Annotated in this window: 11 protein-coding genes; 6 read left to right on the top strand and 5 right to left on the bottom strand. The window is 70.9% G+C overall.

The features are described from left to right. Nucleotides 1–3 precede the first annotated feature (3 nt). The 5 genes from DLJ59_RS34400 to DLJ59_RS34380 form a co-directional block, all read right to left on the bottom strand. Entirely contained in the window at nt 4–189 is a 186-nt protein-coding gene (locus DLJ59_RS34400) for a DUF6104 family protein (RefSeq protein WP_110561692.1), read from the bottom strand. Nucleotides 190–319: 130 nt separating this feature from the next. Beyond that, on the bottom strand, nt 320–4081 hold the full coding sequence (locus DLJ59_RS34395) for a multifunctional oxoglutarate decarboxylase/oxoglutarate dehydrogenase thiamine pyrophosphate-binding subunit/dihydrolipoyllysine-residue succinyltransferase subunit (RefSeq protein WP_124778280.1): 3762 nt from the start codon (nt 4079–4081) through the stop codon (nt 320–322). A 268-nt stretch (nt 4082–4349) separates the two neighbouring features. Then, the gene (locus DLJ59_RS34390; protein ID WP_124778279.1) at nt 4350–5162 is read right to left on the bottom strand and encodes an ABC transporter permease; all 813 of its coding nucleotides are present in this window, start codon (nt 5160–5162) and stop codon (nt 4350–4352) included. Further along, nucleotides 5159–6094 carry an ABC transporter ATP-binding protein gene (locus tag DLJ59_RS34385; RefSeq protein WP_124778278.1) on the bottom strand — a complete coding sequence of 312 codons (936 nt, stop codon included), beginning with the start codon at nt 6092–6094 and terminating at the stop codon, nt 5159–5161. The genes DLJ59_RS34390 and DLJ59_RS34385 overlap by 4 nt, the downstream gene beginning before the upstream one ends. Before the next feature lie 141 nt (nt 6095–6235). Beyond that, entirely contained in the window at nt 6236–6883 is a 648-nt protein-coding gene (locus DLJ59_RS34380; protein ID WP_124778277.1) for a hypothetical protein, read from the bottom strand. A 158-nt stretch (nt 6884–7041) separates the two neighbouring features. Here DLJ59_RS34380 and DLJ59_RS34375 point away from each other — a divergent pair, with 158 nt between their 5' ends. The 6 genes from DLJ59_RS34375 to DLJ59_RS34350 all read left to right on the top strand — a co-directional run bounded on the left by DLJ59_RS34375 (nt 7042) and on the right by DLJ59_RS34350 (nt 12645). Further along, the gene (locus DLJ59_RS34375; RefSeq protein ID WP_124778276.1) at nt 7042–7818 is read left to right on the top strand and encodes a GNAT family N-acetyltransferase; all 777 of its coding nucleotides are present in this window, start codon (nt 7042–7044) and stop codon (nt 7816–7818) included. Further along, entirely contained in the window at nt 7815–8753 is a 939-nt protein-coding gene (locus DLJ59_RS34370; protein WP_124778275.1) for a lysophospholipid acyltransferase family protein, read from the top strand. The genes DLJ59_RS34375 and DLJ59_RS34370 overlap by 4 nt, the downstream gene beginning before the upstream one ends. A 118-nt stretch (nt 8754–8871) precedes the next feature. Further along, nucleotides 8872–9696 carry a DUF4097 family beta strand repeat-containing protein gene (locus DLJ59_RS34365; protein ID WP_124778274.1) on the top strand — a complete coding sequence of 275 codons (825 nt, stop codon included), beginning with the start codon at nt 8872–8874 and terminating at the stop codon, nt 9694–9696. After that, nucleotides 9693–10304, top strand: a complete 612-nt coding sequence (locus tag DLJ59_RS34360) for a PadR family transcriptional regulator (protein WP_124778273.1) — start codon at nt 9693–9695, stop codon at nt 10302–10304. The genes DLJ59_RS34365 and DLJ59_RS34360 overlap by 4 nt, the downstream gene beginning before the upstream one ends. Nucleotides 10305–10390: 86 nt before the next feature. Then, nucleotides 10391–11092 (top strand): response regulator transcription factor, encoded by a 702-nt coding sequence (locus DLJ59_RS34355; protein WP_030336721.1) that lies wholly within the window; start codon nt 10391–10393, stop codon nt 11090–11092. Further along, on the top strand, nt 11089–12645 hold the full coding sequence (locus DLJ59_RS34350) for a sensor histidine kinase (RefSeq protein ID WP_124778272.1): 1557 nt from the start codon (nt 11089–11091) through the stop codon (nt 12643–12645). The genes DLJ59_RS34355 and DLJ59_RS34350 overlap by 4 nt, the downstream gene beginning before the upstream one ends. Nucleotides 12646–12835: the final 190 nt, after the last annotated feature.

Raw genomic sequence — 12835 nt, 5'->3', positions numbered from 1 at the left:
GGGTTAGGCGTCGTCGTCGTCGGGGTCGTCCAGGCGGGCCAGGTAGGTGGCCAGGCGTTCGATGGGGGTTTCGAAGTCGGGGTTGAGGTCGACGAAGTCGCGCAGACGCTCCCCGAGCCACTCCAGGGTCACCTGCTCTTCGCCCCGGCGCTCGACCAGCTCCTCGATGCCACGGTCGGTGAAGTACATGGGTACGTCCTCGTGCTCGGCCCGGTTCGGACCGGGCAGGTGGGTGGGTGGTCAACCGACCGGCGGGAACGAGAGCCGGGGCAGGGCCGTGGTGAAACGGCCCTGCCCCGGCTGCCGTGCTCAGGTCAGGTCACGGGCGGGGGAGAGCCGCCTCGATCAGCGCGTTCTGCTCGACCTCGTGGGTCTTGGCCGAGCCGACCGCCGGGGCGGCCGCGGCCGGGCGGGAGATCCGCCGCAGCCGCACGTCCGTGAGGTGCTCCAGCAGGTTGAGCGCGACGAACGACCAGCCACCCTGGTTGGCCGGCTCCTCCTGCACCCAGGCGAAGTCCTCAGCGTTCGGGAACTGCGCCAGGGCGGCCCGGATCTCCTCCACCGGCAGCGGGTACAGCTGCTCAAGCCGGAGGATGGCGGTGTCGGTGACGCCGCGCTCCTGCCGGGCCTGGAACAGGTCGTAGTAGACCTTGCCGGAGCAGAGCAGCACCCGCTTCACCGCCTCCGGCGCCGGGGCGGCCGTGTCGCGCAGCACCGGCTGGAAGGTGCCGGTGGTGAAGTCCTCCACCGGCGAGACGCAGAGCTTGTGCCGCAGCAGCGACTTCGGCGTGAACACCACCAGCGGCTTGCGCTTGGGCGACAGGGCCTGGCGGCGCAGCAGGTGGAAGTAGTTCGCCGGGGTGGTCGGGATGGATACCCGCATGTTGTCCTCGGCGCACATCTGCAGGAACCGCTCCGGCCGGCCGGAGGTGTGGTCCGGGCCCTGACCCTCGTGGCCGTGCGGTAGCAGCAGGGTGATGGCGGAGCGCTGGCCCCACTTCACCTCACCGGACGAGATGAACTCGTCGATCACCGACTGGGCGCCGTTGACGAAGTCGCCGAACTGGGCCTCCCAGGCGACGAGGGCGTTGATGTTCTCCACCGAGTAGCCGTACTCGAAGCCCATCGCCGCGTATTCGCTGAGCAGCGAGTCGTGCACGAAGAACCGGGAGCGGTCGCCGTCGCCGGTGAGCGACTTCAGCGGCAGGTAGTCGTCGCCGGTGCGGGCGTCGACCACCGAGGCGTGCCGCTGGACGAAGGTGCCTCGACGCGAGTCCTGCCCGGCGAGCCGGACGGTGACCCCGTCGTGCAGCAGCGCCCCGAGCGCGATGATCTCGCCGAAGCCCCAGTCGATGTTGCCCTCGACGGACATCTTGGCCCGCCGGTCCAGCAGTTGCTGGATCCGCTTGTGCGGGGTGAAGCCCTCCGGCAGGTTGATGTGCGCCTCGCCGATGGCCTTGACCACGGACACGTCGGTGGCGGTGTCGACCTGCGGCTCCGGCTCCTCCTCGCGCCGCGGCCGGTTGAGCTGGCGCGGTGCCGCGGCGGCGTCCCGGGTGGCCTTGAAGACCTTCTCCAGCTGCGCCTGGTAGTCGCGCAGCAGCTCCTCCGCGTCCTCCACGGTGATGTCGCCGCGACCGATCAGCTCCTCGGTGTAGAGCTTGCGGACCGAGCGCTTCGAGTCAATGATCTTGTACATCTGTGGGTTGGACATCGACGGGTCGTCGCCCTCGTTGTGCCCACGCCGGCGGTAGCAGACCATGTCGATCACGACGTCCTTGTTGAACGTCTGCCGGTATTCGAAGGCCAGCCGGGCCACCCGGACCACGGCCTCCGGGTCGTCGCCGTTGACGTGGAAGATCGGCGCCTGGATCATCCGGGCCACGTCGGTGCTGTAGAGGCTGGACCGGCTGTACTCCGGGGCGGTGGTGAAGCCAACCTGGTTGTTCACCACCACGTGCACGGTGCCGCCGGTGCGGTAGCCGCGCAGCTGCGACAGGTTGAGCGTCTCGGCGACCACGCCCTGCCCGGCGAACGCGGCGTCACCGTGCACCGCCAGCGGCAGCACGGTGTAGCCCTCCAGCTTGAGGTCTATCCGGTCCTGCTTGGCCCGGACGATGCCCTCCAGCACCGGGTCGACGGCCTCCAGGTGCGACGGGTTGGCCACCACCGACACCTTGACCGCGTGCTCGCCGTCGGGAGTGGTGAACTTGCCGTTCTGGCCCAGGTGGTACTTCACGTCGCCGGAGCCCTGCGTCGAGCGCGGGTCCAGGTGGCCCTCGAACTCGGAGAAGATCTTCTCGTACGGCTTGCCGACGATGTTGGCCAGCACGTTGAGCCGACCCCGGTGGGCCATGCCGATGACGACCTCGTCCAGCCCGTTCTCGGCGGACGACTCCAGCACCTCGCCGAGCAGCGGGATCAGCGACTCGCCGCCCTCCAGCGAGAAGCGCTTCTGGCCGACGTACTTCGTCTGGAGGAAGGTCTCGAACGCCTCGGCGGCGTTGAGCCGGTTGAGCACGTGCTTCTGCTCGTCGGCGGACGGCTTCTCGTACTTGCGCTCGATCCGTTCCTGGACCCAGCGCCGCTCCTCGGGGTCCTGGATGTGCATGTACTCGATGCCGACCCGACGGCAGTACGAGTCGCGCAGCACGCCGAGGATCTCGCGCAGCTTCATCCGCTGCCGGCCGGCGAAGCCGTTGACCGGGAACTCGCGGTCGAGGTCCCACAGGGTGAGCCCGTGCTGGAGGACGTCCAGGTCGGGGTGCTTGCGGATCTTGAATTCCAGCGGGTCGGTGTCGGCCATCAGGTGACCGCGCACCCGGTACGCGTGGATCAGCTCGTGCACCCGGGCGGTCTTGTTGATCTGACCCTCGGAGTTGACCGCCACGTCGCGCATCCACCGCACCGGCTCGTACGGGATGCGCAGCGAGGTGAAGATCTCGTCGTAGAAGTCGTGCTCGCCCAGGATCAGCTCGTGCATCACCTTGAGGAACTCGCCGGACTGTGCGCCCTGGATGATCCGGTGGTCGTACGTGCTGGTCAGCGTGATGATCTTGCTGACCGCCAGCTCGGCCAGGGTGGCCTCGGACATCCCCTGGTACGGGGCCGGGTATTCCATCGCGCCGACGCCGATGATCGCGCTCTGCCCCTGCATGAGCCGCGGCATCGAGTGCACGGTGCCGATGCCGCCCGGGTTGGTCAGCGAGATCGTGGTGCCGGAGTAGTCCTCCATGGTCAGCTCATTGCGCCGCGCCCGCCGGACCACGTCCTCGTACGCCTGCCAGAACTGCCGGAAGTCCATCTGCTCGCAGCCCTTGATGGAGGGGACCACCAGGTTGCGGCTGCCGTCCGGCTTGGCCAGGTCGATCGCGATGCCGAGGTTGACGTGCGCCGGGCGGACCACCGCCGGCTTGCCATTGGCCTCGGCGAAGGAGTTGTTCATCTCGGGGTGCTTGACCAGCGCGCGCACCATCGCGTAGCCGACCAGGTGGGTGAAACTGACCTTGCCGCCCCGCCCACGGGCGAGGTGGTTGTTGATCACGATGCGGTTGTCCACCAGCAGCTTGGCCGGGACCGCGCGCACGCTGGTCGCGGTGGGCACGCTCAGCGAGGCGTCCATGTTCTGGACGATCTTCGCCGCGACGCCCCGCAACGGCGTGGTCTGCGGGCCGTCAGCGCTCGGCTCGGTGGCCTTGGCGGCCGGCTTGGCCGGGGCGGCCTTCTCCGGCGCGGCCGGAGCGGCGGGCTTGGCCGGTGCCGGCTGGGCGGCGGCCGGCTTGCTCGCGGTCGCCGGCTTGCTCGCGGTTGCCGGCTTGGCCGGGGCGCTCGACTGGGCGACGGTGGCGGCGGGCTCCGGCTGGCCGTCCGGCTCGGGAGCGGCGGCCGGCTTGTCCGACGATTCGGCACCGCCCGGGGTGCCCGCGCCTGGTGCCGGTCGGTAGTCGGCGAAGAAGTCGTGCCAGGCCGAATCGACGCTCGATGGGTCGGCGAGGTAACGCTGATACATCTCCTCGACGATCCACTCATTCGGGCCGAAACCCGCCAGTGGGTTCTCCTGCGAAGTCTGCTGGGTCGACACGGCCGGTAATCGCCTCTTTCACGCGGGTTGTGTGGCACGCGGTGTGTCCCGCCGCGCCCGATTAGGAGCACGGACTGGACGGCTCCCAGGCTACGCCGTACCGATCCCGCAGGCATTTCCGCCTCGGTCCCGTGGCCGGTTTCACAGAAGATGCCAGAAGTTCAGCAACGCCTGCGCGTACTGCGACGAACTGGTAACCCGTCGCCGGCCCGTGGCCCCCGGACCCCGGAGCGGCTGGCTCGTCGCCGCCCCGGGGTCACGGACGCTGTCAGGCGATGTCGCGCCGCCGGGTGAGCAGGACTCCGACAACTCCGCTGACCAGCGCGTAGCCGATCAGCACCAGGGCACCGACCCACCAGGACGGAGTGAACTCCGAGGTACCCTCCGCGATCATGACCTGGGAGGCCACCGCGGGCCAGATCACCTGCCACTTGAGCACCGCCTCGCTGTCGAGCACGTTCGACAGGAGCAGGAACAGCAGCCCCACCACCTGGGTGCCGATCAGATAGAGCACCGCAGCCGTGATCACCGCTCCGAGCTGGTTGGTGATCAGCGTGCCGATGCCCACCCCGAGGACCGTCCAGATGGCGTAGGCCAGCAGGTTGAACAGCAGTGCCCGCTGCACCGGCCACTCACCGAGCTGGGTGCCGTAGTCGTTCAGGGACAGGAAGATCGTCCCGGCGGCCAGGTCGATCAGCGTGGTCACCAGCCAGAAGAAGAAGCCGAGCAGGCTGGCGGCGACGAGCTTGCCGACGATCACCGAGGTCCGCCGCGGGGTCGTCAGGAACGTCGTGGTCGCCGTCTGGTGGAAGAACTCGTTGGTGACCATCAGGATGCCGATGAGCATCACGAACATCAGGCCGAGGTACTGGCCCGAGGTGTAGATGTTCGCCGCCTGCGCCGCCGGCGTCGACTGCTGTGCGCTGGCGCCGAACTCCGCGCCGTCGCCGCCGAGGACGGTGACGGCGTACCAGGCGTTGAACGCGAACGCCAGGGCGATCGACACGAACGCGCCGAGGGCCAGCCACCACCAGGTGCTGGTGGTACGGATCTTGAGTAGCTCGGATCGGACGAGGTTCATCGGATGCCCGCCTTTCCGGCCGTCAGTTCCAGGAAGACCCGTTCGAGATCGGGCCGTTCGGTGGTCAGTTCGTGCAGCTCCACCCCGGCGGCGAGGGCGGACCGGCCGACCGTCGGGGCGTCCACCCCGGCGACCAGCAGCACGCCGTGCTCGTCGACGTCCACTGTCGCCGACTGCGCCTTCAGGGCGGCGGTCAGCGCCTCGGCCTGCGGGGTGCGGACCCGGACCCGGGCACCCTGAGCCATCGACCCGAGCACCTGGTCGACCGGCCCCTGCCGGACCAGTTGCCCCGCCGCGATGATCACCACGTCGTCGGCGAGCAGCTGCATCTCCGACAGCAGGTGGCTGGAGACCAGCACCGTACGGCCCTCGTGGGCGAGGTTCTTGAGGAACCCGCGCATCCACCGGATGCCCTCCGGGTCGAGCCCGTTGGCTGGCTCGTCGAGGATCAGCACCCGGGGGTCACCGAGCATCGCGGCGGCGATGCCGAGCCGCTGCTTCATGCCCAGCGAGTAACCCTTGAACTTGCGCTTGGCCGCCGGGCTCAGCCCGACCAGGGCCAGCGCCTCGTCGGCCCGCTGCTTGGGCAGCCCGGCCGCCGCGCAGATGACCCGGAGGTGGTTGATGCCGGTGCGGCCCTTGTGCGCGCTGGACGCCTCCAGCACCGCGCCGACGTGCCGCAGCGGGTCGGAGAGGTTGGCGTACCGCTGACCGCTGATGGTGGCCGTGCCGGCGGTCGGCGTGACCAGGTTCAGCAGCATGCGTAGCGTGGTGGTCTTACCCGCGCCGTTCGGGCCGAGGAAGCCGGTCACCCGCCCCGGTGCCACGGTGAAGGACAGGTTGTTCACCGCCCGGACGTTCTTGTACTGCTTCGTCAGACCGGACACCACGATCTGACCGTCGCTGGTGGGGCTTCGCTGCCCGTCAGTCATCGTTCTCCTCCCGTGTGTGGCGTCGAGGTACGCCGTGGCACAGCGTGACCGCCCGTGGCAACAAGGTCAATCAGGCGCGGTCAGTACATTCGCCTCCGTCGCGGGGTGGAGGCGACTCCTCCCTGCGGACTACGGCCGGGTTCAGCGGGCGATCCAGGTGGCCCGCGCCGAGCCGAGCAACCCGCCGTCCGGGCCGTACAGGCTGGTGTGCACGAGCGCCTTTCGCCCATCGACGCGCAGCAACGCCCCGGTCACCACGCACTCGTCGCCGGGCTGGGGCAGTGCCGTGACCACGGCGGCGATCCGGCCCAGCAGGTACGGGCGGCCCGGCGCGAGCACCGCCCAACCGCCCGGGCAGTCCAGCGCCGCCCAGAGGGTGGCCTGGCTGACCTGCGCGGGTGCGCGGAACGGCGCGGCGGTCCGCCCGTCCGGCAGCAGGCCGGGGAAGATCCGCAGCCCGTCGGCCCGCTGCGGCCCGCACACGTAACAGCTGGGGAACGGATGCTCGACCAGGCCGGGGAAGTGGGCCGAGGCGGCCACCGCCGTCGCCAGGTCGACCGGGGGTACGACGGCATCGACAACCCCGACCGGGCGCACCTCGGCCACCAACCCGCCGGTCGGGTCCCGGACCTCGCCGTCGACCACTGTCAGGTCGGTCTCCAGCGGTGGTGGCCGGCGCAGCGTCACCTCGACCGGCCCGCCACCGCCCGCCTCGGCGGCGAAGATCCCCGCGCTCCAGCCGCCGTTGCCGGAACCGGCGGGCCCGTTGTACCGGGATTCGATGCGCATCGTCGACCTCCGATGGTGCGGGCGGCGCCTTCGCCAGCCTGCTCCGGCAGCCTCGCACGGTCTGCGCCGGGCGTCGCCAGCGGTCTCGCCGGCCGGCGTTCATCCGATCGACACCAGTGGTCCCCGTGGATGGCAACCCGGGCACCTACACAGATCCCATGGCCGTTCTGCATGCCGCTGGAGCACCTCTGACGACCAGCGGATACACCCTGCTGATCGCCGACGACCCCACCCAGGTCGCGGCCGCGCAACGCCTGCGCCACGAGGTGTTCGCCACCGAACTAGGCGCCACCCTCCTTCCCGGCGAGGCCGGGCTGGACGTGGACCCCTTCGACGTGTACTGCGACCATCTGATCGTCCGCGAGGACAGCACCGGCGAGGTGGTCGGCACGTACCGGCTGCTGCCGCCGGGCCGCACCGGCCGGCGGTACGCCGAGGACGAGTTCGACCTCACCGCGCTCGACCCGCTCCACGACGACCTGGTCGAGACGGGCCGGTCCTGTGTGCACCCCGACCATCGTTCCGGCGCCGTGATCAACCTGATGTGGGCTGGCCTCACCCGCTACCTGCACCTGCGCGGTTCCCGCTGGCTCGGCGGCTGCGCGTCGGTGCCGGTGGCCGACGGCGGGAGGACGGTCGCGGAGGTGTGGGCCCAGGCCCAGGCCCGGCACCTGTCGCCGCCGCCGCTGCGGGTCCGCCCGTTGCGGCCCTGGTTCACCGAGGCCGCGTCCACCGTCGGGCCGGTCCCCGCCGCGCCGACCGGGCGGGTGGCGGTTCCGCCGCTGCTGCGTGGCTACCTCCGGCTCGGCGCGTGGATCTGCGGGGAGCCGGCGTACGACAGCGACTTCGGGTGCGCGGACTTCTACGTCCTCTTCTCCCTGGATCGGATGAACCCGCGCTATCTGCGGCACTTCCTGGGCGGGGAGCAGCGGTGACCGCCGCGCCGCGCGACCTGTGGCGGCCCGCCTCGGGCTGCGACGAACAGTGCCTGCCGACGGCCGGCGAGGTGCCCCGGGTGCCGGCGGCTCGTCGGGTGCTCCGGCTGGTCGCCGCGCTCGGAATGCTGCTGGCCGGGATCCCGGTGGCGCTGCTGGTGCCCGTGCTCCCCACCCGGGAACGGCAGGCGCTGCTCAGCGGCTGGGCCCGGGCCACCTTGCGCGCTTTCGGCGTCCGCCTCGTGGTCAGGGGGCGGCTGCCGCGGCGGCGCGCGCTGCTGGTCGCCAACCACGTCTCCTGGCTGGACATCCTGGCGGTGCTGGCGGTCGCGCCCACCCGGATGGTCGCGAAGCGGGAGGTCCGCTCCTGGCCGGTGGTCGGTCTGCTGGCCGCGGCGGCGGGAACGGTTTTCGTGGACCGCTCCCGGCCGCTGGCGCTGCCGATCACCGTCGGTCGGGTCGCTGAGGCGTTGCGCGCCGGGCAGTCGGTGGCGGTCTTTCCGGAGGGTACGACGTGGTGTGCCGGAAACGGCGCCACCGACTGCCGCCCCGGCGGTGGCTTCCGGCCTGCGACGTTCCAGGCGGCCATCGACACGGGCAGTCCGGTGGTGCCGTTGCGGCTCACCTATCGCTGTGCGGCCACCGGGTCGGCCACCACGGCAGCCGCCTTCCTCGGTGCGGACACCCTGCTGCGCTCGGTGGCCCGGGTGGTCACGGCGCGGGAGTTGGTGGTCTCGGTGACGATCGCCGGTGCGCTGCACCCGGCCCGGGACGCCGACCGACGGTTGCTGGCCCGGGCCGCCGAGTCGGCCGTACACCTGTTGCCCACGGCGAAGGCCGTGGCGCGGGCCCGGCTGCGGCCGGTGCGGAGCGCGACCCCGGCTGTTCCCGTGTCGACGCCGGTTGTCGATCGGGAGTTGGATCTGGCGGCCTGACGGGAGCCTCACCGAACGCGGCGACCAACTCACGACCTGTCTTGTGGTGTCGCGATGTATCGCGTTACATTCTTCTCCTGTTCGGCGTGCGCCCGCGCGTCGTCGAGAGGGGGACGCCATGGCCGGATGGACGATCGAGAGCCCGCAGCGGCTCACCCTGGACGCTCCGGTCACCCGGTTGGACGTTCGACTGATCAGTGGACGGCTCAACGTGGTCGCCACCGACGGGCCGACCCGGATCGACGTGACCCAGGTCGGCCGTCGGCCGGTCCTGATCGACCACACCGACGGCCGGCTCAGCCTCCGCCAGGAGCGCGGTCGGGGCTGGTCGGACGTCCTGCGGTGGTTCCGGATGATCCACCGCTACCCCCGGGTGGACGTCTCCATCGCCGTGCCCGCCGACGTCCTCGCCGACCTGGACCTGGTCGCGGGCTCACTGGTCGCCTCCGGCCTGCGCCGGCAGACCACAGTCAACGTCGTCGCCGGCCAGATCACCCTGATGGGGTTGCGGGGCAGCACCTCCGCGAAGATCACCTCCGGCCCGGTGGAGGCGCTCGGCGTCCGCGGCGACCTCACCCTGGAGACGGTCTCCGGGGAGGTGATCCTCGCCGACAGCGCCGCCGACCGGGTGCGGGCGCAGACCGTCTCCGGCTCCATCACCTGCGATCTGGACAACCCTCGGCGCAGCGAGATCCGGTTGACCACCATCTCGGGCAGCATCACCGTCCGGGTCCGCGAGGACAGCGACCTCGCCGTCCGGCTCAACACCGCGTCCGGCCGCATCACCAGCGGCTTTCCGCAGCTGCACACCTCGACATTCCCACTGCCCAGCAGCGAGGGGGTGCTCGGCGCCGGCGAAGGTAAGCTCTGGGCTTCCGCGACCTCGGGGAGCATCGCCCTGCTCGCCCGAGCTGTCGACGACGATGGGGAGGAGCTGCCGTGACCGCCGTGTTCAGCCACGGGCGGCTCCGGCTCTACCTGCTCAAGCTCCTCGACGACGGCCCGAAGCACGGCTACGAGCTGATCCGCCTGCTGGAGGACCGGTTCCTCGGGCTGTACGCGCCCAGCGCCGGCACCATCTACCCCCGCCTGCAACGGCTGGAGGTCGAGGGTCTGGTCAGCCACACCGCGGCCGGTGGCCGCAAGACGTACGAGATCACCGACGCCGGGCGTGCCGAGCTGCGCCAGCGGGCCGGCGAACTGACCGCGCTGGAGGCGGACATCGCCGCCTCCGTGGCGGACCTCTCCAGCCTGGCCGGCGAGATCCGAAGCGAGGTACGCGGATCGGTACGCGACCTCAAACGGGAGCTGAGCGAGGCCACCCGGCAGACCCGGCGAGCCCGGTGGGAGGCACCCGCACCGCCGCCCCGGCCGACGTCGGCCACCGGACCGCAGGCCGAGCTGCTCGACGAACTCGACCAGCGGCTCACCGCTTTCACCGCCGAGGTGGGCCGGCTGGTGCGCGCCCGGCAGTTCAGCGACACCCAGCTGCGCACCGCGATCAGGCTGCTCGACGGCGCCCTCGACGGGCTACGTCGCCTGCTGCGCTGAACGACGCCGTCGAACGGCCGGCGACTCACAGCCTTTTTCCAGGAAGCGTCCAGCGCTGGCGCAGTGACGTCACCGATGATGGGCGCATGCCCGCTACCCAGACCGAGGCGCGACTGCTTGTCGTCGAGGACGACCCCAACATCCTCGAACTGCTCTCCGCGAGCCTGCGGTTCGCGGGCTTCGACGTGGCCACCGCGACAAGCGGGAGCGCGGCGCTCAACGCCGCCAAGGACCACCGGCCCGACCTGGTGGTGCTCGACGTGATGCTCCCCGACCTGGACGGCTTCGAGGTCATCCGGATGCTCCGCGAGGGCGGCACGCGTACCCCGGTGGTGTTCCTGACCGCCCGGGACGCCACCGACGACAAGATCCGCGGGCTGACCCTGGGCGGCGACGACTACGTCACGAAGCCGTTCAGCCTGGAGGAGTTGACCGCCCGGATCCGGGCCGTGCTGCGCCGCACCACGACCGGCGAGCAGGCCCCGTCCCGCCTCACCTTCGCCGACCTGGAGTTGGACGAGGAGACCCACGAGGTGCACCGGGCCGGCCAGCGGGTGCAGCTGTCGCCGACCGAGTTCAAGCTGCTGCGGTACCTGATGCTCAACGCCAACCGGGTGCTGTCCAAGGCGCAGATCCTCGACCACGTCTGGAACTACGACTTCCGGGGCGACGACAACATCGTCGAGTCCTACATCTCGTACCTGCGGCGCAAGGTCGACACCACCCAACCTCGGCTGATCCACACTCTCCGCGGCGTCGGGTACGTGCTGCGCAAGCCGGCGGCGTGAACGCGGTCCAGCAGGCGAAGGGGCGGGTGCGCAGCGTTCCACTGAGGATCAAGCTGGTCACCTCGGTGCTGGCGCTGGTCGCCGTCGCGCTCCTGGTGATCAGCTCGCTGACCGCGTATTTCCTGCGCAACTATCTGCAGGGTCAGGTGGACGGGCAGATCAGGTCGACCGCCCAGGGCCTCGGTCAGCTGCTGCCCAAGCTGCGCAGTGGGCAGGTCAACGCCATGCTGCCCAGCGACTACGTCGTGTCGGTGGCTGACGAGCAGCGGGTCTACCCGGCGATCTACGACGACATCAGTCTCGATCCCGTTCAGCTGCCCACCTTCCCCACCAGCCGCGAGGGCTTCGAGGACCTGGAGGGGGAGCCGCAGACCGTCGTGTCCCATGACGGCTTCACCAGATGGCGGGTCTACTACGCGGCCCAGCCGGACGGCTCGGTGCTCGCCGTCGGTCAGCCGCTGACCGAGGTGGACCGGGCGGTGAAGCAGCTCGTCTGGATAGACCTACTGGTCGGCGGTGCGGTGCTGATCATGCTGGCCTCGGTCGGCGCGGCGATCGTCCGGACCAGCCTCAAACCGCTGGTGGAGATTGAACGTACCGCCGCCGCGATCGCCGGCGGTGACCTGACCCGCCGGGTGCCCGACCCGGAGGAGGGCCAGGCCGAACCAACCTCGGAGCTGGGCCGGCTCTCCCGCGCGCTGAACGCGATGCTCACCCAGATCGAGGCGGCGTTCACCGCCCGAGCCGCCTCGGAGACCTCGGCCCGGTGGGCGGAGAGCGCCGCCCGGGATGCGGCCGCCGCCGCCCAGGCGTCCGAGGCGCGGGCCATCCGCTCCGAGGAACGGATGCGACAGTTCGTCGCCGACGCCTCCCACGAGCTGCGGACTCCGCTCACCACCATTCGTGGCTTCGCCGAGCTGTACCGGCAGGGCGCGGCCAGTGCGCCGGAGCAGACCGCCGGTCTGTTGCGCCGGATCGAGGACGAGGCGGCCCGGATGGGGCTGCTGGTGGAAGACCTGCTGCTGCTCGCCCGCCTGGACATGGAACGGCCGCTCTCGTTGACTCCCGTGGAGCTGCCGGTGCTCGCCTCCGACGCGGTGCAGGCCGCCCGGGCGATGGCACCGGACCGGCGGATCGAGTTGGAGATCGCGCCCCAATCGGGCCCGCTCGTCGTCTCCGCCGACGACGCGCGGCTACGGCAGGTGATCGGCAACCTGGTCACGAACGCGCTCACCCACACCCCGCCGGAGGCCGAGATCCGGGTACGGCTGCGCGCCGAGCCGGGTGGCTTCGCCGTCGTGGAGGTGGCCGACACCGGCCCCGGTCTCTCGGCGGAGCAGGCGGAACGGGTCTTCGAGCGGTTCTACCGGGCCGACGCGGCCCGTACCCGGCGGGCCGACGGCAACACCGGCACCGGCCTTGGCCTGGCCATCGTGGCGGCGCTGGTCGCGGCCCACCACGGCTCGGTCGAGGTGGCCGAGACGCCCGGCGGTGGAGCCACCTTCCGGGTTCGGCTGCCGCTGCTGCCGCAGGTCGACGGAGCGGGCGAGTGACTTTCAGCCAACTTCCAGGACCGTTCCAGGTTGGTTGCAGTGCTGGGGGAGAAGGTAGTGCCATGACCGAGTTCGAGTCCGACCCGCAGCGCCGGCCGGCCCCCACCGACGCCGAGCCGTCGCACCCCACCGCCGAGCTGCCGCGCGATGAGCGCGTGCAGTCCGACTCCCCGACCACCCCCGTCCCTGT

The sequence above is a fragment of the Micromonospora inaquosa genome (assembly GCF_003857055.1).
GTDB classification, from domain to species: domain Bacteria; phylum Actinomycetota; class Actinomycetes; order Mycobacteriales; family Micromonosporaceae; genus Micromonospora; species Micromonospora inaquosa.
This window is presented reverse-complemented; position numbering and strand designations above follow the sequence as displayed.

Coding starts and splice junctions, on each gene's coding strand:
- DLJ59_RS34400 (WP_110561692.1), bottom strand. CDS start 189: ATGTACTTCACCGACCGTGGCATCGAGGAGCTGGTCGAGCGCCGGGGC.
- DLJ59_RS34390 (WP_124778279.1), bottom strand. CDS start 5,162: ATGAACCTCGTCCGATCCGAGCTACTCAAGATCCGTACCACCAGCACC.
- DLJ59_RS34385 (WP_124778278.1), bottom strand. CDS start 6,094: ATGACTGACGGGCAGCGAAGCCCCACCAGCGACGGTCAGATCGTGGTG.
- DLJ59_RS34380 (WP_124778277.1), bottom strand. CDS start 6,883: ATGCGCATCGAATCCCGGTACAACGGGCCCGCCGGTTCCGGCAACGGC.
- DLJ59_RS34375 (WP_124778276.1), top strand. CDS start 7,042: ATGGCCGTTCTGCATGCCGCTGGAGCACCTCTGACGACCAGCGGATAC.
- DLJ59_RS34365 (WP_124778274.1), top strand. CDS start 8,872: ATGGCCGGATGGACGATCGAGAGCCCGCAGCGGCTCACCCTGGACGCT.
- DLJ59_RS34355 (WP_030336721.1), top strand. CDS start 10,391: ATGCCCGCTACCCAGACCGAGGCGCGACTGCTTGTCGTCGAGGACGAC.